The following is a 21,071-nucleotide window of genomic DNA, read 5'->3' as shown; positions in this document are numbered from 1 at the left end:
AAGAACTCGCCGAACGTCAAGCGCGCCCGCGGATCCGCTCCCACAGCACCTTGGCGCCGCCCGCGACAGCCACCAGGCCGAAGATGACGAGCTTCTTGCTGGCGAGCAGCAGGGCGAACAGCCCCTTGAACAGCCCCGCCTTGGCCGCCACCTTGCCCGCGACCAGGGCGCCGATGCCGTACACGGCCACCTGGTCGATCTTCTCGTTGAAGTCCTCGTAGCGGTTGCCGGGCTTGAACTCGACGAACTTCAGCACGCTCTGCATCTCGCCCCGCACGGACGCGAGCTGCTTCATGCCGGAGACGGCGTTCAGCTCGAGCACGCCTTTGCGCCCGAGCACGCGGATCGAGTAGTTGAGCGTGTGGTGCTCGTTGCCCTCGAACTCGAGCTCCTTGGCCCAGTACAGCTTCTTCGTCGCGGGATCGTAGTGAGGCGGCTCGGCCCAGCCGATCAGGCGCACGGCGGGGAAGCCCGCCTTCTGGCGCTCCAGGTTCCCCTCGCCGGTGTCCTTCTGCATCTCGGCCAGGAGCTCGCCGAAATCGATGTCCTTCGCGTCGTCGTCGTCGACGTGGCCCTCCTCCACGTAGCTGATCACGACCCCCCACGAGTCGTCCGCGATCGGGCTCAGGCCGGCCGGGAACAGCATGCCGAGCGCTTCGGACCCCGGAGGATTGCCCCAGGCCTCGAGCACCTTCCTGGTGCCTTCCGGGCCCGTGAAGCGGAACGCCTCCGGCACGTCGAGCTCGGCCAGGTTGTCGCCGACCGTGACCTTCCCGCTCTGGAGCTTCAGCTCGGCATCGAACTTCTGCATCGCCGCGGCGATCTCCTCCGCCGTCGGCTCCCGCGCTGCGTCGCCGGATGGCTCCGCCGCAGCCGGCTGCGCGGCCCCCGCGGGCACGGCGCTCGCCGCTCCGGCCGCGGCCCCGGCGGGCGCGGCAGGGCTCGGGTCCCCGGCCGCGGCGAGCGCGCTCGCGCCGAGCACCAGGGCCACCGAAGCGATCGAAGCGAGTTGACGATTGGACATTTTCCCCACTCCTGACGGAACACCCTGCCGTCTTCGAGAATATTCGGGGCATTCAACCAGAGTGCTCCATGGCGCACAAGCGCAGCGTGGCGCTCCCGCAGGCTATGGAGAAGGCAGCTCCTTCAACGCATGGATAAGTTGTTGATGCAGTGTCATTTTTCCAGGAGGGGGGCGGGGCGCGTCAGAAACGTGCTTTCGCCGCGAATGCAATACAGCCGATTCCCTCCGCCAAGCACCGCTAATGGACATGCGGCGCCATGATCCGGCTGGGTGCACGACACCTTCCGGCCAGATTCATCCAGTCGACCTGTGCGTGGCTGCCCGGAGCAATCCGCCACCGCGAAGGGACGGCCTCCCCCAGGCGGGCGTACACGGAGGCTCAGCTCTCCCCGGCGAGCTCGACCCCTCCCCGACCGCCGCGCAGGCGCCCTTCCCGCCCGCAACGCACGCCGCCTGGCCGGCGGCGCCGCTGCGCCCTACCCTGACCGCCATGAAGAAGCTCCGTGTCGATGTCTGGTCCGACATCGCGTGCCCCTGGTGCTACGTCGGCAAGCGCCGGCTCGAGGCCGCGCTCGCCAGGTTCCCGCGCCGGGAGGCCGTCGAGGTCGTCTGGCGCGCGTTCGAGCTCGACCCCTCGGCGAAGCGCGTCCTCGACACCGACGTGTCCTACGCCGGGCGCCTCGCGAAGAAGTACGGCATGCCCGTCGCCAAGGCCGAGGCGATGATCCGGCAGATGACCGAGGTGGGCGCGGCGGACGGCCTCGATCTCCGCTTCGACAAGGTCCGGCCCGGCAACACCTTCGACGCGCACCGCGTGCTCCACCTCGCGGCCGAGCGCGGCGTGCAGGACGCGGTGAAGGAGCGGCTGCTCCGCGGCTACATGACCGAGGGCGAGGCCATCGGCGAGCCGGAGGTGCTCGCGCGCCTCGCCGGCGAGGCGGGGCTCGACCCGGAGGAGGTCCGCGCGGCGCTCGCGAGCGACGCCCACGCGCGCGAGGTGCGGGCCGACGAGGCCGAGGCGCGCGCGATCGGCATCACGGGCGTCCCCTTCTTCGCGTTCGGCGGGCGGTACGGCGTCTCCGGCGCGCAGCCGGCCGAGGCCCTCCTCGGCGTGCTCCAGAAGACGTGGGACGAGGCGGCCGACGCGCCCGAGCAGGCGCTCCCCGAGGGGGCGGCCTGCGGCCCGGACGGGTGCGCGTGAGCCGCAGGGCGTGATAGAGCTCCGCGACGGATGTCGATCCAATGGTATCCAGGCCACATGACCAAGGCTCGGCGCACGATCGCCGAGTCGATCCCGTCGCAGGACGTCGTCATCGAGGTGCTCGACGCCCGCATGCCGCTGGCCAGCGAGAACCCCGTCCTGGCCGAGCTGCGCGGCCAGAAGCCGTGCATCAAGGTCCTGAACAAGAGCGATCTGGCGGACCCGGCCGTCACCACGGCGTGGCTCCGCTACTTCGAGGCGGAGCGCGCCGCGCCGCCTGACGAGGCCGAGCGCGGCGCCTCGCCGGCGGGCCAGGTGCTCGCGATCGCGATCTCCGCGAGCCAGTCGTCCGAGGCGCGGCGCCGGATCCCGGAGCTCTGCAAGCGCCTCGCGCCCCCCAAGAACGGCCCCGGCAAGGTGGTGCGGGCCATGATCGTGGGGATCCCCAACGTCGGCAAATCGACGCTCATCAACGCGCTCATGGAGCGCAAGGTGGCCAAGGTCGGCGACGAGCCCGCGGTCACGAAGAGCCAGCAGCTCGTCACCTTGAAGACCGGCATGGCCATCTCCGACAACCCGGGGATCCTCTGGCCCAAGATCGACGACGAGGCGGCCTCGTTCCGCCTGGCCGTGGGCGGGGCGATCCCCGACACGGCCATCGACTACCAGAGCGTCGCCCTGTTCGCGGCGGGGTACTTCCTGCGGCGCTACCCCGAGCTCCTCGTCGCCCGCTACAAGCTGAAGGAGCTGCCGGAGACGGCCGCCGCGCTGATCGAGGAGATCGGCCGCCGCCGCGGCTGCCTGCGCAGCGGCGGGTCGGTGGACCTGCACAAGGCGTCGGACATCCTGGTCCACGACTTCCGCGCCGGCCGGCTCGGGCGCATCAGCCTGGAAGAGCCGCCGGGGCTGGAGTCGCCGTCGGGGATCGAAGAGAGCGCGTGAGCCGAAGCGCGGCGCCGACGGCCAGGCCGGCCGATCGACGTCGGCGCCCAGGATCTTCGACCCGAAGGCCGCCGACGCCCGCTACCATGCCCACCGCGGCAGCTGCCCAGCGGCGCCGCCCGTGACGTTCGCCACGCTCCCTACGCTCCCTCCCCCATTCACCCGACGAGGACCTCACTCCATGGCCGGAAGCAGCCTGCTCGCCCTGATCGACGACATCGCCACCGTGCTGGACGACGTTGCCGTGCTGACGAAGGTGGCCGCCAAGAAGACCGCCGGCGTGCTGGGCGACGATCTGGCGCTGAACGCGCAGCAGGTGACGGGCGTCAACGCCGACCGCGAGCTGCCGGTCGTGCTGGCCGTGGCGAAGGGCTCGATGCTCAACAAGGCCATCCTGGTGCCGGCGGCGCTGGCGATCAGCGCCTTCGCGCCCTGGGCCGTCACGCCCCTGCTGATGGTCGGCGGCGCCTTCCTCTGTTACGAGGGCTTCGAGAAGGTCGCCCACAAGGTGCTGCACAGCAAGCACGAGGACGAGGCGCACCACGCCGAGCTCGTGCAGGCGCTCTCCGATCCGAAGATCGACCTCGTCGAGTTCGAGAGGGACAAGGTCAAGGGCGCGGTGCGCACCGACTTCATCCTGTCGGCCGAGATCATCGCGATCACGCTGGGCACCGTGGCGGCGTCGCCGTTCGGCACGCAGTTCGCCGTGCTGAGCGGCATCGCCGTGCTGATGACGGTGGGTGTCTACGGCCTGGTCGCCGGCATCGTGAAGCTCGACGACGCCGGCCTCTACCTGAGCCGCCAGAGCGGCGATCTGCAGCAGTCGCTGGGCAGCGGCATCCTGAGGGCGGCGCCCTGGCTGATGAAGGGCCTGTCGGTCGCCGGCACGGCGGCGATGTTCCTCGTCGGCGGCGGCATCCTGACGCACGGCGTGCCGTGGCTGCACCACCCCATCGAGGACATGACCCAGGGCGCCGGCGCCGTGCTCGGCGCCGTGGTGCCGTCGCTCGCCAACATGGTCGTCGGCGTCGCGGCCGGCGCGGTCGTGCTGGGCGTCGTGACCGCGGTGAAGCAGGCGATGAACCGCGAAAAGGACGGCCACTGACCCTCGGGCGCGGGCTCGCGCCGCGCCGCTCAGCCCTGTCCGGACCGCCCTGGCCGCACCAGCGTCGCGAGCAGCCGCTCGAGCGCCGCGGCCGGGTCGGCGCCGAGGCCCGCGTGGACGCGCGAGGGCTGGACGACGGTGCTCGCCGGGGACACCACCCAGCCGAAGCGCTCGGCCTGGGGGAGCTCGGCGACGTACCCGCACGCCCGATCGCCGGCGCATACGCGGCGGATGAAGTCGAGGTGGCCGCGGACCGCCTCCAGGTCGAGGTCGGGCCAGAGGGCGAGCAGGCGCCGCTCGTCGGGCTCGAAGCGCGCGTCGAGGAAGCCCCGGGCGCGGCAGAAGAGGACCACCCCGACGTTGACGCGCTCGCCGCGCTCCACGCGCGGGACCACGCGCAGCACGGCGTAATCGAACGGGTCGGCGGCGTCGGCGTCGCGCGCGCGCAGAGGGCTACCGCCGGGCACGGGCGGCATCGAGCGCCTCCTCGACGAAGCCCCGCGGCGACGCGAGGCGGTGGGTCAGGTAGGCGGCGTACGCCGCGCGCCGCGCCGCGACCGGCGCGGCGTCGGGCTGCGGCGCATCGACCGCGTCGGGCGAGAACGCGGACCGCCGCTCGCCCGAGGGCCGGGCGCGGGGGGCCTGGTCGGCCAGCCACGCGTCCGGGATCGCGGCGACGATCCCCGCGATGCGCTCGGGCGTGAGCCGGGCGCTCAGCGCGGCGTCGGCCGCGGCGAGATCGCCCGCGAACGGGAGCAGGACATGGCTCTTGACGAGCGGGAAGCGGTCGTCCGCGTCGGCGCGCGGGTCGGTCGCGTCGGTCCAGGCGTGGTGGACATAGAGCGCCGCGCCGTGGTCGATCAGCCAGAGGCGGCGGTGCCACAGGAGCAGGTTGGGGTTCTTGGGCGTCCGGTCCACGTTGCTCATGAAGGCGTCGAACCAGACGACGGCGGCGGCAAGCCCCGGGTCGATCGCCGGGCCGGCGAGCGGCTGGAAGGCGAGCGAGCCGGGCAGGTAGTCGAGGGCGAGGTTCAAGCCGGCGCTCGCCGAGAGCAGGTCGGACAGCTCCGGATCCGGCTCGGCCCGCCCGAAGGCGGGGTCGAGCTCCATGAAGACGATCTCCGGCACCGTGAGCCCGAGCGCGCGCCCGATCTCCCCGGCGACGAGCTCCGCGATGAGCGCCTTCGGCCCCTGACCGGCGCCGCGGAGCTTCAGGACATAGAGCCCGTCGTCGTCGGCCTCGACGAGCGCCGGCAGCGACCCGCCCTCGCGGAGCGGGGTGACGTAGCGGGTCGTGTGGACGGTTCGGATCATGCCGCAGCAGCGTAGCGGGCGGGGGGATTCCCCCACCCTGCCGGAAGGATAGGGCCGCCAAGACGCCATGAGGCGCCAAGATTTTTGTGTTTTTCTTGGCGTTTTTGGCGTCCTTGGCGGTTCAAAAGATCCCGCCGTCGGCCAGAGCCCCCCCGCAGTTACGTGAGACGGGGACGCTGGTCGAGTTGAGCGCACCGGGGAGCGCGCCCTCGATGATCGATGAGGCGGCCCGGGCGCTCGCCCCGCGCAGCAGCGGGAGAGCGAGCGCCGCAGGCCCTCGTGGATCACTCGCCGAGGGGATCCAGCCTCGAGCCTTGCACGGGCTGGTAGTCGCCGACCTGGAAGCCCTGCAGCCCGTCCGTGAACTCGAACGGACCGATCACATGGACCACCTCGCCGCTCGCGCCGCCGGCGCCGCCCTCGCCGCTCGTGCCGCCAGCGCCGCCCTCACCGGTGGCGCCCGCCGAGCCGCCCTCGCCGCTCGTGCCGCCAGCGCCGCCCTCACCGGTGGCGCCCGCCGAGCCGCCCTCACCGGCGCCCGCCGAGCCGCCCTCGCCGCTCATGCCGCCAGCACCGCCCTCACCGCTCGTGCCGCCAGCGCCGCCCTCGCCGCCGGCACCACCCGCGCCGCCGGCACCACCCGCGCCGCCGGCGCCGCCCGAACCGCTCGTGCTAGCCGACCTCGTGACGGTGATGGAGTCGATATAGACGATGGTCGGGTTGGCCCAGGGCCCCTCGGCACCTGCGTCGACCTTGATGCCGATGCGCTTTACCGCGTCCTTGTGGAACGCCGTGTCCGCCGCAGCAGCGGAATCGACGTCGATGGTGAGCTCCGTCCACTCTTTCAGATCGCTCAAGTCCGTCCACGCCCAGGGGACGCCCACCCAGCCCGGTGCTCCGTCCTTTCCAGGTCCGTTCTGTACGTACGTCTGCACGCCACCGCCGGTGGCGGTTTGAGCCTTCACACGGAACGTGACGGTAGCGCCGGTCAGGTCGACCAGCTGAGCGAAGTCGAACTGGAACAGCGTCCCCGTGGAAGGCGTGGTGAGCGGCACAGCCAGCCGGGCGCAACCCGAGCAGCTCTCCTCCGGACCGGGACCGATGTCGGGGGCCCCGCCGCCTTCGCCGCCGGCGCCGCCTTCGCCGCCGGCGCCGCCTTCGCCGCCGGCACCACCGTCGCTGCCGCCCGCGCCGCCTTCGCCGCCTTCACCGCCGGCGCCGCCGTCGCTGCCGCCCGCGCCGCCTTCGCCGCCGCCCGAGCTCGACGTCGTGCTGGAGCTGGTCTCACCGCCCGCGCCGCCCGCACCGCCGCTGCCGGTGGTGTCGTCATCACCGCAACCCGTCATGGCGAATGCGCCGACCAGCATCCCGCACATTGCCAAAGAAAGAACTGATCTCATCCTGACCCTCTCCTGATGTGCACCACGAGGCCACGCAGCCCGGGCCGCCGTTCGCCATGGCGGTTGCTGCCGCCCGCCAGCTCCTCCGAGCCAGCCGCCTGGCGCAAACTACCCTGGGCAGAAATTTTTCTCAACAGCCCGAACGCGTGAGCCCGCCAACCAGATCACCCCCGTCGAGGCGCGGCGCTCGGCGCACGCCCGACAAAAGCGCCGCGACGGGCCCGACGACGGCGCCGCGACGGAATCGTGCGGCACGCCCTCGCCGGGGCGGCCCCCTCAGGCCGCGCCCTCGCGCTTCACGTCGTACCGGAGGAGCGACACGCCGTTCGCGTACGACGTCGCGCCGAGGAGCGCCAGCTCGACCTTCCTGGAGCTGCCGCCGAAGAGCCGGATCCCGTGCCCGAAGACGATGGGGTTCACCTTGAGGACGAGCTGATCGATGAGGTCGTGATCGAGGAGGAAGCCGGCGAAGGCGCCGCCCCCGCAGAGATAGATATCGGCCCCCTGGCCCTCCTTCAGGCGCTTCAGGGCCGCGATCTCGTCACGGTCCACGACCTCCACCTCGGCGCCCTCGCCGAAGCGGAGGGTCTTCGAGAAGATGTAATGTGCCATGTGCGGGTAGGCTCGCTTCCCGGGGACGAGCCCGAAGGGATAGCCCCACTCGTACGTCCTTCGCCCCATCACGACGGTGTCGTAGCCCTTCAGGCGCTCGACGTAATCGGCGGCGTGCTCTCCTTGCATCGCGAAGCCGTCCACCGAGCCGTCCTCGTGCGAGATGAAGTTGTCGAGCGTCACCGCGATGTCATAGACGATCTTTCTCATTCGAATCCTCCTTGATACGCTGTCCTGAGCTCGCCGGGGGTCCGTCCATCGAGCGCACCGGGTCCTGGCGCGTCGAGGCCATTCTCATCGCGCAGCTCGCGCCAGCGCCACCAGAGAAAGCTCGCCGGGGGGGCTGTCGAGCCCCTCCGGCTGGCTTTGTCAGGGTTCAGGCTGTTGGATGCTCTGGCGCGCCTTGCGCGCTTCGCTGCGTCCGGTGCAGCGCGCTCCCCGGCTGGGCCGGGATCACTCGGCGATGTGGGTCAGCAACGAGCCGGCCACCGGCATGTAGTTGCCGATCACCATCGGCTCCGCGCCGGCCGTGAACTCGAACGGACCCACCACGTGGATCACCTCTCCACTGGAGCCGCCGCCTTCACCGCCCGCGCCGCCGACACCGGCCGAACCGCCTTCGCCGCCCGCGCCGCCGACACCGGCTGTGCCGCCTTCGCCGCCGACACCGGCCGAGCCGCCTTCGCCGCCCGCGCCGCCGACACCGGCCGAGCCGCCTTCGCCACTGGCGCCGCCCACGCCGCTCTCGCCGCCGGCGCCGCCCACGCCGCTCTCGCCGCCGGCGCCGACGTCCCCGCTCGTTCCACCGGCGCCGCCCACGCCAATCCACCCGCCGGCGCCACCTTCGCCGCTCCACCCGCCGGCGCCGCCTTCGCCGCCGGCACCGCCCTCGCCGCGCTCGCCGCTCGGCGCGGCGCTCGGAGCGCCGGGTTTCGTGACGGTGATGGAGTCGACGTAGACGACGGTCGGGTTGGTCCAGGGCCCGGTGCCGCCCGCCGTGAGCTGGAGTCCGATCAACTTCACCTCCGTGCGTTCGAAGAGGGGCTTCGACCCGGCCAAGGCGTCGACATCGATCGTGATCTCCTGCCAGTCTCCCAGGCCGGAGATCGAATTCCACGAATAGCCGATGTTCTGATAGCCCCGGTCCGCCCCGTTCTGCACGAACGGCTGCACGCCGCCGCTGGTGCCGGCGTGGGTCCTCACGCGGTACGTGACCGTGCTCCCCGTCAGGTCGACCGGCGCGGCGAACTCGATGAAGAACTGCGTCGCTGTGTTCGCGGTCGTGAACGGCACGGACAGCCGCGCACAACCGGAGCAACGCTCCTCCGGGACCGAGCCGCCGCCGCCTTCACCCGAGCTGCCGCCGCCTTCGCCCGAGCTGCCGCCGCCGCCAACACCCGGGCTGCTGCCGCCGTCGCCCGAACCACCGCCGCCGTCGCTCGAACCACCGCCGCCATCCGCGTTTGAACCGCCATCACCCGCGCCGCCTCCGCCGTCAGAGCCGGAGCTTGTCGAGCTCGACGACGTGCTGGAGGTGGACGAGCTCCCGCCGCCCGTCCCGCCCGCACCGCCGCTGCCGGTCGACTCGTCGTCACCGCAGCCCGTCATGGCGAACGCGCCAACCAGCACCCCGTACGCCGCAAAAGAAAGTACTGATCTCATCGTGACCCCTCCTGGATAGGCCCCCGCGAGGCTGCGCGACCTAAGCCGCCGTTCGCCGGAGCGGCTCTCACCGCACTCGATCTCTACCGAGCCAGCCCCGCAAGCAGCGACATTATCCCGGACAGACAACTTTCTCAACAGTCCGGACGTGCGAATCCGTCACCAAAACCCAACACGCTCGGCATCGCTCGGCGCTGGCGCCGCTGCGAGCGCGGCAGCCACATGAGACCACCTGAGTCGAGCAAAGCGGGGCGCGGCAGCCACATGAGACCACCTGCGGAGTCGAGCCCGAGCACAGCGCGGCATCCCGAGAGCGCGGATCAGCGCGCTCTCATGCCAATCGCTTCATCAGCGACCGTCGTCGCCGCGACGACGCCACCGACGGCGCACCTCGATCATTCAAGGCACCTCCGGACGCGGCAGCGCTCTGCTCGTCGAGCCCCTCGCCGTCGCGCCCGGAATCGTCGTCAGATCGGTTCAGATGGATGCTTCAACACGCCTCGTGAACCTCGCTGACGGGGTACAGCGGGCGCCACGGGATAGCCAGGGGTCACGGGGCGACGTGGGTCACCGTCGAGCCTTCCACGGGCTGGTAATTGTTGATCTCCATCGGCTCCTCGCTCGTCGTGAACTCGTACGGACCCATCACATGAATCACATCGACGCTGGAGCCGCCGCCTTCGCCGCCTTCGCCGCCTCCGCCGCCTTCGCCGCCTCCGCCGCCTTCGCCGCCTCCGCCGCCTTCGCCGCCTCCGCCGCTCGCGCTGCTGCTGCTGCTGCTCGAACTGCTGCTGCTGCTCGCGCTGCTGCTGCTGCTGCTGCTGCTCGCGCTGCCGCCCCCTTCGCCGCCCGCGCCTCCGGCCCCGGCCACCCCACCCGCGCCTCCTGCGCCGCTCATACCCCCCGCGCCGCCATCACCGCTGGTGCCGCCCGCGCCTCCGGCGCCGCTCATCCCCCCGGCGCCGCCCGCGCCTCCGGCGCCGCCTTCGCCCCCGGCGCCGCCTTCGCCGCGCTCCCCGCTAGCGCCAAAGAAGAAGCGCTGGCTGCTCGGAGCCCCTTCGCCCGTGCCGGGTCTCGTGACCGTGACGTAGTCGACATCGACGACGGTCGGGTTGGCCCAGGGCCCCGTGTTGCCCGCCGTGACCTGAACCCCGATCATCTCCACCACGGTGCGGTTGAAGAATGTATTTGACGGAGCCAGCTCATCGACATCGACCTTGATCTCCGTCCACTCTCCCAGGTTGACAAGCGGGTTCCACGAGTAGCCGATGTTCGCATAGCCGAGATCGCCCCCGTTCTGCACGAACGGCTGCAGAGCGCCGCTCGTGCCGGCACGGGTCCTCACGCGGAACGTGACGGTCGCGCCGGTCAGGTCGACCTTCTCGTGGAAGAAGATCATGAACTGCGTGGCCTGCGTCGCCCTCGTGAGCGGCACGGAGAGCCGCGCGCAGCCAGGGCAGCCATCGCCCGGATCAACGATGCCTCCACCCACACCGCCGCCGGCACCACCACCTGCGCCGCCCTCACCGGTGGTCGCTGCGCCGCTCGAGCTGCTGGTCGCGCCCGAGAGGCCCGACGATGTGCTCGGGGGGAAGGGGAAGCCCCCGCCCGTACCGTCCTGGTTCGCGGGGTTGTCCGTGCAACCCATCACGGCGAACGCGAAAACCAGCAGCCCACATCCCGCTGTAGAACGAACTGTTCTCATCCTAGCCCCTCCTAGATCCATCCCGCGAGGCCCCGCGGCCCATGCCGCCGTTCGCCTCCAGCGGCTCCGATCGCGCCCGAGAGCCAAACAGCACGGGACGAGACTATCCTGGACAGAGCAACTTCTCAACAACACGGACGTGTAGATCCGTCGTTACAGTTCAGCGCATTTCGCGATCACCGATGGCTGCGCCAATGCGCGTGAAGAGGCCACATCATGCCACCTGCGAAGTCGCGTCCGGAGCGCGGGCGCCCGCCGGCGCCGGCGGCTGAGCGTCCCTGGCCGCTCGGCCGTGGTGCGATGTCGAGGCCACGGGGGCGCGCGCCGCGCGGCGCCCGCGGCGCGGCCCATCGGTCATCGGGGCGCAGGGCTCAGCGCCCACCCGGCGACGGGGCAGCGGTGGGGTGGAGTAGCATCATGGCAATGGCGATCACATAAAACGAGAGGCCGACCAGCAGGAACGCGATGGCGACACGGTAGATCGAGGTCTTGCGATCGCGGTAGGCGAGCGAGGCGAAGAGCCAGCCGCGCAGGTCGTCGCCCGGTTGCTGGGTGAGCCAGCGGATGTGCTGCACACCCCAGACGATCAGGGTCGCGGAGAGCAGGACGATCGCCACACCGGCGATGATCAGCCCCTGCGCGTGGGGGCTGGTGCCGGCGATGAGGCGGCCCGAGAAGCCGGTCGTGGTGATGACGATGCCGCACAGACCGATGAGCACCTGGGCGCGGTTGTGGAGGACGGCGAACTGACGCTCCAGGATCCCGTGGATGACGTCCCACGTCCCGGCGCCGACGAGCTCGACGAGCCGGTCCACCTCTTCCTCTCTCTCGATCTTCTTCATGACAGGCGCCCTAGCACCGCGGCGCCCGCGCCTCATCACGCCGCGCCGCGCGCGCGACGAACAGGGCGAACGCCGCGCTCGTCAGCGCGACGAGGAGCGCGCCCGAGGCCCACAGCACGGGGCGGTGCCCATAGCGATCGACGCCCATCCCCACGACGGGCCCGAGCAGCACGAAGGCGAGGCGGAAGAGGAAGCTGCGGAGCGAGACGCAGCTCGCGCGATCGCCGTCGGGCGCGAGGCGCTGCTCCTCGTGGTGGAGCAGCGGCATGTGCAGCCCGCGCACGAGCGTGAGCAGGAAATAGAACGCGACCCCGAGCACGTGGCGCGAGAGCGCGAGGCCGAGGTACCCGACCGCCACCAGGACGACGCACGCGAGCAGCGTCCCCGTCATGCCGAGGCGGCGGCCGGCGCGCTCGCTCAGCATCGAGCCGAGCGCGGTGGTGAAGCTCGCGACGGCCCACATGGGGCCTATCCACGCGACCGGGGCGCCGGCCTCGGTCGCGTACAGCGCCATGAGCCACGTCGGCAGGTACGACGCCAGCGCGAGCGCGACGCCGAGCAGCAGCACCGCGCGGAAGTCGGCGCGCTCGAGCAGCGCGTCGCGCACGATCGCGCGCATGCGGCCCAGGTGGTCCTCGACCTTCGGCTCGGCGCGCCGGGTCTCGCCGAACCGGAGGGCGATCCCCGCCCCGAGCGCCCAGGCCGCGGCCTCCATCGCGAACGGCAGGCGGGACCAGCGCGCGTAAAGGAAGCCCGCGGCGAGCGCGGCGCTCCCCGAGGCGATCTGCGCGATCGAGCGCATGCGGCCGTACCAGCGGGCGAACTCGTGCTCCTTGCCCTGCTCTCGCAGCGAGTCGAAGAGGAGCGCGGAGTCCGCCCCCGAGACAAGGGAGAACCCGACGCCGAGCACGAGCTCGGCGAGCAGCACCGACCAGAGCCCGCGCGCGAGCGCGTAGAGGACCCAGCCGATCAGGATGCAAAAGGCGGCGATCACGAGCGCGCGGCGGTGGCCCAGGCGATCGGCGATGTAGCCCGACGGGAACTCGAAGAGCACGATGCTCAGGCTGAACGCGCCCTGCACCGTCATCATGGTGGCCACGCTCATGCCGATGTCCTGCGTCCAGAACAGCGGGAAGATGGCCGCCGGGAACATCAGCGACTGAACGCCGTGGTAGACGCAGATGCGCCAGGGGTTCTGCTGGACCGACGACATGGCGGGGAGCCCTGGGGCCCGCGCTGCCGCGGGCGCGCCGGACGCCTAGAACTCGGTCCCGATCCTGTACCTGAGTTGCCCCGTCTTCAGCGAGAACACGTAAAGCGCCGTCCAGCTGGCGAAGAAGACATCGTTCGCCGAGATCGCGATCCCGGACGAGACCTGCGACTTCTTGTGGACCTGCACGTCCCACAGCCGCTTGCCGGTGCCGGCCTCGAAGCAGGCGAGGCGCGTGCCGTCCTTGTGATCCTTCATGTCATAGGGGATGACCAGGAACCCGCCTTCATAGGCCCCTGCGTCCACCCCCGTGGCCCTCGTGGTCAGCGGGTCGACGCCGGGCACCTCCATCTTCCAGAGGACCTTCTTCTTGTCCACCGCGGCCACCATGCCGACCTGGCTGCCCTTGCTCCGGCCGCCGAGCAAGAACCGCGGCCCGGGCCCGCTCGGGATGAGCGCGCTGCGCACCGACATGCCCTCGACTTCATGCGAGCCGGGCAGCCCGAGCTCGTTGAACTCGTGCCAGCGGGCGAACCGATACCCGGGCGCCTCTTCCTGGATCGAGCTCGGGACCGCCTTGCAGGCCGCGTCCTTCGCGAGCTCGCGCCGCTTCCCTGTCGCCGGCTCGAGCCCGTGCTTCGCGTCGTCGACCGTCTCGACGACGATCACCCCGTCGCCCTGGCACAGCCGCCTCGCCTTCTCGCCGAGCAACGCCGACCACGACGGCGTCCCGGTGCGCAGATCATAGGCCTGCACCTTGCCGAGCGCGTCGATCGAGATCAGACGGCCGGAGGCGATCGCGCGCCGCGCCTCGTGGTTGGCCGCGTCCTTGGTGAGCGCCGCCGTCTTCCAGATCGGCTTGCCGTCGCGCCCGTCGTAGGCCGCGATCCACTCCTCGCCGGCGGGGACGTTGCTCTTGCCGATCACGTCCGGCGCGCCGTCGCCGTTCACGTCGGCGAGCATCGGCCGATCGCTGAAGTACGCTTTCGGTCCCAGGCCGGGGAGCGGCGCCGACCCGCCCTTGGACGGCCCCGACGCGCTGAACATGAAGGCGCCGGCGGCCGCGCCGGCCATGACCATGGCCATGACGACCGACATCACGATGACCCCCGCCGCGTTGCTGGACGGCGGGGCGACCCGGACGACGTGCATGCCCTGCGGGATCGGCGCGGTGGTCGGCTTCCTGCCGCGATCGATGAGCGACCGCGCGCCGCAGTACTGGCAGGTGACTGCATCCATCGCCGGCTGAATCGGCAGCGGGGCGCCGCAGCGCGGACACCTGGAATCGACGATCCGAGCCATCGTCCCACTCTACACGAGCTCGAGCCCGCCTATTTCTTCTTCTCGCGCTCGCCCGGGGCCGCGCGCGACGCCGCGCGGCCCGAGGGCGGGGGTTCCAGCAGCGCCGCGCGGGTGAGCCCCTTCCCGCCGAAGCGCTCGGCCACCTCCGCCACGACGCCCTCGAGGCGCCGGCGGCGCTCGGAGGCGACAGGGAACAGGCTCAGCGTCGGGCCGCCGGTCTCGCTCGTCAGGTCGCTCGCGGCGACGCCGACGAGCCGCACCGGCCGCGAGAGATCGAAGCGCGAGAGCAGCCCCTTCGCGCAGGTGTAGATCGAGTCCGTGTCGCTGACCGGCTCGGACAGCGTCGTCTGGCGCGTCCGCAGCGTGAAGTCCGCGTACTTGAGCTTCACCACCACCGCGCGGCAGGACAGGCCCGCCTTGAGCAGGCGCCGCGCCACGCGGCCCGACAGATCGAGCAGCCAATGCTCGATCGGCTCCCTGCCCCGGAGGTCCTCCTCCACGGTCTCCTCCGCGCCGATCGACTCCGCCGCGCGGCCCGGGACGACCGCGCGCTCGTCGGCGCCCGCGGCGAGCAGCCGCACGTGCTCGCCCCACGCGGGGCCGAGCAGCTCGTGGAGGCGCGGCGCGGGGCAGCGCGCGAGATCGCCGATGGTCGCGAGCCCCGCCGCGCGCAGCCGCTCGGCCGCGCGCGGGCCCACGCCCCACATGCGCTCGAGCGGCAGCGGCGCGAGGAAGGCGGCGACGTCGCCGGGGACCACGACGAGGCCGTCGGGCTTTCGCAGATCGCTCGCGATCTTCGCGGCGAACTTGCACGGCGCGACGCCGGCGGAGGCCGTGAGCCCGGTCTCGTCGCGGATCGCGCGCCTGATCTGCGCCGCGATCGCCTCGCCGTCGCCGAAGAGCGCGCGGCTCGCGGTCACGTCGAGGAACGCCTCGTCGAGCGACAGCCCCTCCACGAGCGGCGTGAAGCGGCGGAAGATCGCGAAGACCTGCGCGCTCACCTCGGCGTAGCGGGCGTGCCGCACCGGCACGACGATCGCCTGCGGACAGCGGCGGAGCGCCTCGACCATCGGCATCGCCGAGCGGGCGCCCGAGGCGCGCGCCTCGTACGACGCGGCCGCGACGACGCCCCGCCGGGAGGCGCCGCCCACCAGGACGGGGCGGCCTCGCAGCGACGGGTCGTCGAGCTGCTCGACCGACGCGAAGAACGCGTCCATGTCGATGTGGAGGATCTGTCGCATCGCGGGGCGCCGATCGCACCCGAGAAGCGCGCCGGGATCAACCGCCGGAGCACGCCAGCGCGCGCCGCGAGCCGCCCGGGTCGGGTCAACCGCCGGGGGGGCCCAGGATCACCGGCCCTGGCGAGAGGACGTGGGTGCCGTTCATCAACCACACCGCAATCTGGCTCGTCCCCAGGCGTTGCCACACGACATCCGCCATCAGATCGGCGTTGACGTCGCCGGCGGTGATCGCTGTCCAGCCGCCGCCGATCGGCCCGGGGATCACCGGCCCCGCGTCGAGGAGCTCGACGCCATTCATCAGCCACACGGCGACGAGGCCCCTCTCCTCGTTGGTCCAGAGCACGTCCGCCATGCCGTCAGCGTTGAAGTCGGCCGCCCAGAGGACGTCCCATCCCTCGCCGCTCGGCCCGGGGATCACCGGCCCCCGCCCGATGACCTCCGTGTTGCTCATCAGCCACACCGTCATCAGGTTGTGCACCTCGTCGTTCCAGATCACATCCGCGATGCGATCGAAGTTGACGTCGGGCACGGGGCCGATCTCCCAGTCGCCGCCCGGCCCCGGGATGAACGGGCCCGGCGCGAGCGGCTGGACGCCATCCATCAGCCACACCGTCATCAGGTTCTGCTCGTCGCTGTGAAAGAGCACATCCGAGGCGGCGTTGCGGTTGGAGTCGTTCGGCCGGATCACCCAGCCTCCGCCTCGCGGCCCGGGGAGCATCGGGCCCTGCGCGAACGGCCGGCCTCCGTCCGTCAGCCAGATGGTTATCAGATTCCGCTCATCGTGACGCCAGATCACGTCCGCCATGCCGTCGAGGTTGAAGTCGTTCCCTATGGCGACCCAGCCTCTACCGGCCGGCCCACGGACGATCGGGCCCGGCGCGAGCAGCTGGACTCCGTCCATGAACCAGATGGCCATGAGGCTGCGCTCGGGGTCGATCCAGAGCACATCCTGCTTTCCGTCGAAATTGTAGTCGATCGCCTGGATGACCCGCCACCCGTAGGTGCTGGCCCGCTGCTCTGCGACCCCGAGGGTGGGAGCCGCAGCCGCCGCGGATCCGCCCTCGTCGAGCAGGTCGACGCCGGCCGCGCAGCCGAGCACGGCGTGAATCGCGGCGGCGGCACACAGATACTTGGTCACGACCACAGGACTCGTCACGCTCGCCTCTCTTGCGCCGGGTGCGCGGCAAGGCCGCCGATCCTGGGGGGAATGCGCGACCTCGCCCGTGGGCACGCCGCTCACGCGCCTCGTGGGACGGCAAGCGGCAGTCCATCCGGGATCGGTCCTCGGACACCAAGGCGAGCGCAGCGGTCGCGGCCCTCGCTGGGCTCCGTATCGCAGGCTTCTTCGGGTTCTCGAAGAAGTGGGAAGGACGGTACTGACATCCTCGCCCGGAGCGGTGATGCCGGTGCGAGCGCTATGCCTGGCAGCAGAACGTCGACGGCTCGGCCGGCAGCAGCGCGCCGGTGGGCTCACCGCCGCTCGGGGCGCAGCCGCCGGGATCCACGGCCACGACCTCCGCCGACTTGCTGCCGAGGGCGACGCCGGGCGGGGTGACCCCGCAGAACGGCGCCATGGAGCTGACGAGGATCGATGCGACCTGCTCGGCGCACGCGCCGTCGCTGTAGACCGAGGCCATGACGATGCACGACGCGCCCTCCGGCTCCCCGCAGCCGCACTCGGAGCAGCCGCGCGTGTCGTCGGCGCCGCCGTAGAAGACGTGCCTGTCCAGGTAGGGCTCTTCGCACGTCACGTCGCCCTCGTGGAAGATGCACGTCAGGAAGCCGCCGGGCGGCGGGACCCCGGGCTGGGCCGGCGAGGGCATGCAGGTGCTCCGGTCGCCTGGGCACTCGGTGTAGGCGCCGGGCACGCAGGCGAGCGCCCGGGTCAGCCAGGGATCGAGGAGCGCCGGCGGCGGAGGCTCGTCGACCCTCGGCGTGCAGGAGGCGGTGACCAGCGCGACCGGCGCGTCGATCGAGATCGACTTCACACACGGCTGCCCGCCGCAGTCCTGGCCCGCGGAGATGGCGTTCTCGGCGGTGCAGGCGCCGTCCCAGGCGTCGGGCGCCGCGAAGGGGGTCGCGACGCTGCCGGGGTCGCCGGCGCAAGTCATCGAAGAGTGCGCCGACCAGCCCAGCGGGAGCTGGCACGAGGCGGTGGCCGCGTCAGGCGGATCGCACAGGCAGGCCGCGCAGGCGAGCGGCGCGGGCGCCAGGTCGGCGAACCCCTCGTAGCCGACGTTCGGCGCGGCGGCGGGGCATGCGGGTACCTGGTCCCGCGGGCCGAACCAGAGGAGCGCCGGGCCGAACCAGCCGAGCGGCGCCGGTGGGACGCAATCGCCGGCGCAGGCGGTCTCATCGCCGCCGCCTGTCCCGGCACCGCCGGCCCCGCCGCTGCCACCCGCACCGCCCTCGCCGCCGGCCCCTCCGCCACCTTCCTCGGGCCACGGGCAGCCTGGGTGGCCGTATTCCTGAGGCTGACAGGGACCGTGGATGATCGCGTCGCCGGAGCAGCCCACCAAGGAGAACAGTCCCACGAACAACCAGGAGAAGAGGCGCATGCCGGAGAAGCTACCTGACGGGGCTTCACGCTGACAACGGAGATTCATGACGGCACAGTCGATTGCATGCCACATTGTGGATCTCTTCTAAAAATTATCATGTTGGATGCGGAAGGTCCCCGGCGTCGTTCGAGCTCGTTCAATACATTGCCGTGATACCGAATCCGAGCGCAGCGCCGACCGGGGGTGACGACCAGGTGAGGGGTGAAGGCGGTTCACTTCCATCTTTCCGGCGTCGAAGAACCGCGTCCGCGACGATCCAGACAGCTTCGGCGTAAGCGTGCGCGGACCACCTGTCCGACAAGGGCCACGCCCCGCCGAACCGCGAGCCGACGCCGAGCATCGGCTGGCCGGGTGAGCTGATGGTCCACGGCGCCCGGGGGACGAACCGGACCACGCCGATGGAGGCGACCCCGCAGCCGAACAGGGTTTGGCCGTGACGACAGGTCAGTGCAGCCGCCGTGAATGCCCTCGTGCCGACGGACACCCCTTCCACCTCCTGCGCCAGGGACACGAGCCCGCGCCCCTCCACCGCGATCGACCAGTCGTGCCGGCGAACACCGAAGGAGAGCGTCATCCCGGCCGCGGCTCCCGGCGTGATCCCCAGGCCCAGGGTCGCCCCGAGCCCTGCTTCGAGCCGCAGCCGCTCCGGCGGAGCCGGCGCCGTCTCCGGCCGAGACGACGCCTGCGACGGCTCGGCCGGCCGAGGTGGCTCCGGCGCGGCACGGTGCGCTTGCGGGGGCGGCGCCGCGGGCGGCGAGGAGGGCTCGGGCGGCGGCGAGGGCGCAGACGACGGCGAGGGCTCGGGCGGCGGCGATGCCGGCTCCCGCGCGCTCAGGACGCGCGCGACGATCGCCAGGGCCACGCCGGAGAGCAGCTCCTCGCAGCCGCTCCGGGTGCCGAACCCGTCAGCCCACCGGGTATCGCCCTCGCGGTCGCGCAGCGCCAGCAAGGCGGTGAGCTCCGGCCCCTCCTGCGCGATGCGGACCGTGAGCACCTGCGGCGCGTCGTCCTGGAACGGGTCGGCGCCGAGCCGGCGCGCCACCTCCGCGCGCAGGAACGCGTCGCCTGGGCAGCTTTCGGCGCCCGGGCCCCGCACGACCTCGATCCGCATCGCCGCGCGCGGCGCGTCCGGCGCGGCGCGGGCGTCTCCGGCGCCGAGAAGGACGGTGGCCGCCGCCACGGCGGAGCGCGCCGAGCGCCCCGCGCCCCGGAGCGGTCCGGTGGCGCAGAGGCCCCGGGCCGGTCGCGTGCGGAGCCCCGGTCTCGGTCTCGCCCTGGACCGGCTCATCGCGCCGGCTCTCTTGCTGACGCGCCCGGCGCCGGATGGGCTGACGCGCCCGGCGCCGGATGGGCTGACGCGCCCGGCGCCGGATGGGCTGACGCGCCCGGCGCCGGATGGGCGAGGCGCGCCCGGGCTGCCGTGCGAAGCTGCTCTCGCACGGACTTCAGCCGCCCTGCGGGGAACCGCGCCTCGTGCGCGGCGAGCTGCCGGAGCGCCCCGGCGGGATCGCCCGTGGAGAGGCGCTCTTGCGCCGCCGCGAGCAGCCGGCGCTCCTCCGCGAAGGCGTCCTCCCGCGCGCCGGCCGGCGGCGCCGCCCGCGGCGCGGCCGGGCACGGGCGCGCGGGTGCGTCGACCGCCGCCGCCACCGGCCGCGATTCCGGGGTTTGCTGCGACGGCGGCGACGGGGGAGCTGCACGGCCGGCGCTGGCCGCGGGGAGCTCGTAGACCAGCGCCGCCTCGAAGCGGCGCGCCCAGGCGGGCCGCGACGGGGCGAGGGCAAGCAGCACGGCCGCGGTCGCGGCGCCGCCCGCCGCAGCGGAGCCGACGGCGCGGCCGAGGCGGGCGAGCCGCGCTCGCTGACTCGAGCCGGCAGGCGCGCCCGGCACGCCGGCCGGCGGTGCGGCGGCGCTCGCGCCGCCGTCGCGCACGAGGAAGTCGGACGCCAGGGGAAACACGAGCCAGCAGGCGCGCAGCGCCTGCCGCCGCTCCGGGCGCAGCCGCTTGACGGCGGCACGGTAGTCCTCGCGGGCAAGGCGCAGCCGGTTGCTGGCGGTGTTGTAGTTGAGGCCGAGCTCGCGCGCGATGTCGACGAGCGGCACCTCGTAGGCCTCGTGGAGGACCAGGAGGACCCGCCGCTCGGGCGCGATCGTCAAGAGCACCTCCCTCGCGACCTCCAGCCGCTCTTGCTCCGCGATGCGCTCCTCGCTGAGCGGCGCGGGATCGATGGCCTGGTAGCGCGACGCCGGACGCAGGCCGTCCGGCACCTCGCGGCGGCGGTAGGCGCGATCCAGGTGGTGGCTGACCTTTCGCCACGCGATCCCGAACACCCAGCGGGCCTCGGGGCTGCCGTGCTGGCGCCGGCCCTCCCGGCGCAGCGGATCGCCCGCGGCCCCGGCCTCGCGCTCCGGCGGGGACCAGGCGGGGTCGAACCGATCCAGGCTCTCGTACGCGGCGAGCAGGACCTCTTGCAAGACGTCGTCGATGTCGGGCTCGGCGACCCCCAGGAGCCGAAGCGCGCGGGGGAGAATTTCCACCGCGGCAGCGTGAACGGAATTCCATGTGTGGTCGCGGGAGGAGCCTTCGGCGGGGAAAAGAAGTGCGCTCATATTCTCAAATTGCGCGGAGCTTTCCGGGGTTGTTTGTAAAACGCGCCTCCCGGTGCGCGGGGTTGGAGGCACGCCGCCCGCGGTGGGAGGCGCCCCGGTCCGCCGCGGTCGTCCCTGGCTAGCTCCGCTGCCCCCGGCGCACCGGCCGCGGTCGCCCCTGCCTGGCTCGGCTGCCTCCGGCGCACCGGCTGCGGTCCTCCCGCGGCAGCCCCGCTGCCCTCCGCACACCGGACACGGTCTTCCCGGAGCAGCCCCGCTGCCCTCCGCGCACCGGACACGGTCTTCCCGGGGCAGCCACGCTGCCCTCCGCACACCGGACACGGTCTTCCCGGGGCAGCCACGC

General features: G+C 72.3%; 18 protein-coding genes. 3 read left to right on the top strand and 15 right to left on the bottom strand.

Going from position 1 to position 21,071, the window contains the following annotated elements:
- Nucleotides 1–16: 16 nt before the first annotated feature.
- The gene (locus tag WMF27_RS07045) at nt 17–1,024 is read right to left on the bottom strand and encodes a DUF2167 domain-containing protein (protein ID WP_437769687.1); all 1,008 of its coding nucleotides are present in this window, start codon (nt 1,022–1,024) and stop codon (nt 17–19) included.
- A gap of 490 nt (nt 1,025–1,514) precedes the next feature.
- Here WMF27_RS07045 and WMF27_RS07040 point away from each other — a divergent pair, with 490 nt between their 5' ends.
- From WMF27_RS07040 to WMF27_RS07030, 3 genes are all read left to right on the top strand, one after another.
- Nucleotides 1,515–2,225 carry a DsbA family oxidoreductase gene (locus WMF27_RS07040; protein ID WP_437769688.1) on the top strand — a complete coding sequence of 237 codons (711 nt, stop codon included), beginning with the start codon at nt 1,515–1,517 and terminating at the stop codon, nt 2,223–2,225.
- 30 nt (nt 2,226–2,255) lie between these two features.
- The gene (ylqF, locus tag WMF27_RS07035) at nt 2,256–3,167 is read left to right on the top strand and encodes a ribosome biogenesis GTPase YlqF (protein WP_437769689.1); all 912 of its coding nucleotides are present in this window, start codon (nt 2,256–2,258) and stop codon (nt 3,165–3,167) included.
- A gap of 181 nt (nt 3,168–3,348) precedes the next feature.
- The gene (locus WMF27_RS07030; protein ID WP_437769690.1) at nt 3,349–4,272 is read left to right on the top strand and encodes a DUF808 domain-containing protein; all 924 of its coding nucleotides are present in this window, start codon (nt 3,349–3,351) and stop codon (nt 4,270–4,272) included.
- 29 nt (nt 4,273–4,301) lie between these two features.
- Here WMF27_RS07030 and WMF27_RS07025 read toward each other — a convergent pair whose 3' ends face one another.
- From WMF27_RS07025 to WMF27_RS06960, 14 genes are all read right to left on the bottom strand, one after another.
- On the bottom strand, nt 4,302–4,748 hold the full coding sequence (locus WMF27_RS07025; RefSeq protein ID WP_437769691.1) for a DUF3037 domain-containing protein: 447 nt from the start codon (nt 4,746–4,748) through the stop codon (nt 4,302–4,304).
- Nucleotides 4,726–5,586, bottom strand: coding sequence for a HipA family kinase (locus WMF27_RS07020; RefSeq protein WP_437769692.1), 861 nt, complete (start codon nt 5,584–5,586; stop codon nt 4,726–4,728). Before WMF27_RS07020 ends, WMF27_RS07025 begins: the two co-directional genes overlap by 23 nt.
- Nucleotides 5,587–5,870: 284 nt before the next feature.
- Nucleotides 5,871–6,953, bottom strand: a complete 1,083-nt coding sequence (locus tag WMF27_RS07015; protein ID WP_437769693.1) for a hypothetical protein — start codon at nt 6,951–6,953, stop codon at nt 5,871–5,873.
- Between the two features lie 309 nt (nt 6,954–7,262).
- Nucleotides 7,263–7,808, bottom strand: a complete 546-nt coding sequence (locus WMF27_RS07010) for a dihydrofolate reductase family protein (protein ID WP_437769694.1) — start codon at nt 7,806–7,808, stop codon at nt 7,263–7,265.
- A 243-nt stretch (nt 7,809–8,051) separates the two neighbouring features.
- A complete protein-coding gene (locus WMF27_RS07005; RefSeq protein WP_437769695.1) occupies nt 8,052–9,260 on the bottom strand; it encodes a hypothetical protein in 1,209 nt (402 codons plus the stop codon).
- A 550-nt stretch (nt 9,261–9,810) separates the two neighbouring features.
- Complete coding sequence (locus WMF27_RS07000) at nt 9,811–10,965, bottom strand: hypothetical protein (RefSeq protein WP_437769696.1); 1,155 nt, start codon at nt 10,963–10,965, stop codon at nt 9,811–9,813.
- Between the two features lie 371 nt (nt 10,966–11,336).
- Nucleotides 11,337–11,807: a hypothetical protein gene (locus WMF27_RS06995; protein WP_437769697.1), complete on the bottom strand. Its 471-nt coding sequence runs from the start codon at nt 11,805–11,807 to the stop codon at nt 11,337–11,339.
- Between the two features lie 10 nt (nt 11,808–11,817).
- Nucleotides 11,818–13,020, bottom strand: coding sequence for an MFS transporter (locus WMF27_RS06990; RefSeq protein WP_437769698.1), 1,203 nt, complete (start codon nt 13,018–13,020; stop codon nt 11,818–11,820).
- Between the two features lie 45 nt (nt 13,021–13,065).
- A complete protein-coding gene (locus WMF27_RS06985) occupies nt 13,066–14,319 on the bottom strand; it encodes an outer membrane protein assembly factor BamB family protein (RefSeq protein WP_437769699.1) in 1,254 nt (417 codons plus the stop codon).
- Between the two features lie 29 nt (nt 14,320–14,348).
- Nucleotides 14,349–15,560 (bottom strand): DNA polymerase IV, encoded by a 1,212-nt coding sequence (locus tag WMF27_RS06980; RefSeq protein ID WP_437769700.1) that lies wholly within the window; start codon nt 15,558–15,560, stop codon nt 14,349–14,351.
- A gap of 85 nt (nt 15,561–15,645) precedes the next feature.
- Nucleotides 15,646–16,698: an FG-GAP repeat domain-containing protein gene (locus WMF27_RS06975; RefSeq protein WP_437769701.1), complete on the bottom strand. Its 1,053-nt coding sequence runs from the start codon at nt 16,696–16,698 to the stop codon at nt 15,646–15,648.
- Between the two features lie 277 nt (nt 16,699–16,975).
- Entirely contained in the window at nt 16,976–18,118 is a 1,143-nt protein-coding gene (locus WMF27_RS06970; RefSeq protein ID WP_437769702.1) for a hypothetical protein, read from the bottom strand.
- A 139-nt stretch (nt 18,119–18,257) separates the two neighbouring features.
- The gene (locus tag WMF27_RS06965; RefSeq protein ID WP_437769703.1) at nt 18,258–19,301 is read right to left on the bottom strand and encodes a hypothetical protein; all 1,044 of its coding nucleotides are present in this window, start codon (nt 19,299–19,301) and stop codon (nt 18,258–18,260) included.
- A 104-nt stretch (nt 19,302–19,405) separates the two neighbouring features.
- A complete protein-coding gene (locus tag WMF27_RS06960) occupies nt 19,406–20,656 on the bottom strand; it encodes an RNA polymerase sigma factor (protein ID WP_437769704.1) in 1,251 nt (416 codons plus the stop codon).
- Between the last annotated feature and the right edge of the window lie 415 nt (nt 20,657–21,071).

Source organism: Sorangium sp. So ce281 (genome assembly GCF_051527395.1).
Classification (GTDB): domain Bacteria; phylum Myxococcota_A; class Polyangia; order Polyangiales; family Polyangiaceae; genus Sorangium; species Sorangium cellulosum_B.
This window is presented reverse-complemented; position numbering and strand designations above follow the sequence as displayed.

Excerpts from the sequence above, each read along its gene's own strand:
- WMF27_RS07045 (WP_437769687.1), bottom strand. The coding sequence starts at position 1,024 with ATGTCCAATCGTCAACTCGCTTCGATCGCTTCGGTGGCCCTGGTGCTC.
- WMF27_RS07040 (WP_437769688.1), top strand. The coding sequence starts at position 1,515 with ATGAAGAAGCTCCGTGTCGATGTCTGGTCCGACATCGCGTGCCCCTGG.
- ylqF (WP_437769689.1), top strand. The coding sequence starts at position 2,256 with ATGTCGATCCAATGGTATCCAGGCCACATGACCAAGGCTCGGCGCACG.
- WMF27_RS07030 (WP_437769690.1), top strand. The coding sequence starts at position 3,349 with ATGGCCGGAAGCAGCCTGCTCGCCCTGATCGACGACATCGCCACCGTG.
- WMF27_RS07025 (WP_437769691.1), bottom strand. The coding sequence starts at position 4,748 with ATGCCGCCCGTGCCCGGCGGTAGCCCTCTGCGCGCGCGCGACGCCGAC.
- WMF27_RS07020 (WP_437769692.1), bottom strand. The coding sequence starts at position 5,586 with ATGATCCGAACCGTCCACACGACCCGCTACGTCACCCCGCTCCGCGAG.
- WMF27_RS07015 (WP_437769693.1), bottom strand. The coding sequence starts at position 6,953 with ATGCTGGTCGGCGCATTCGCCATGACGGGTTGCGGTGATGACGACACC.
- WMF27_RS07010 (WP_437769694.1), bottom strand. The coding sequence starts at position 7,808 with ATGAGAAAGATCGTCTATGACATCGCGGTGACGCTCGACAACTTCATC.
- WMF27_RS07005 (WP_437769695.1), bottom strand. The coding sequence starts at position 9,260 with ATGAGATCAGTACTTTCTTTTGCGGCGTACGGGGTGCTGGTTGGCGCG.
- WMF27_RS07000 (WP_437769696.1), bottom strand. The coding sequence starts at position 10,965 with ATGAGAACAGTTCGTTCTACAGCGGGATGTGGGCTGCTGGTTTTCGCG.
- WMF27_RS06995 (WP_437769697.1), bottom strand. The coding sequence starts at position 11,807 with ATGAAGAAGATCGAGAGAGAGGAAGAGGTGGACCGGCTCGTCGAGCTC.
- WMF27_RS06990 (WP_437769698.1), bottom strand. The coding sequence starts at position 13,020 with ATGTCGTCGGTCCAGCAGAACCCCTGGCGCATCTGCGTCTACCACGGC.
- WMF27_RS06985 (WP_437769699.1), bottom strand. The coding sequence starts at position 14,319 with ATGGCTCGGATCGTCGATTCCAGGTGTCCGCGCTGCGGCGCCCCGCTG.
- WMF27_RS06980 (WP_437769700.1), bottom strand. The coding sequence starts at position 15,560 with ATGCGACAGATCCTCCACATCGACATGGACGCGTTCTTCGCGTCGGTC.
- WMF27_RS06970 (WP_437769702.1), bottom strand. The coding sequence starts at position 18,118 with ATGCGCCTCTTCTCCTGGTTGTTCGTGGGACTGTTCTCCTTGGTGGGC.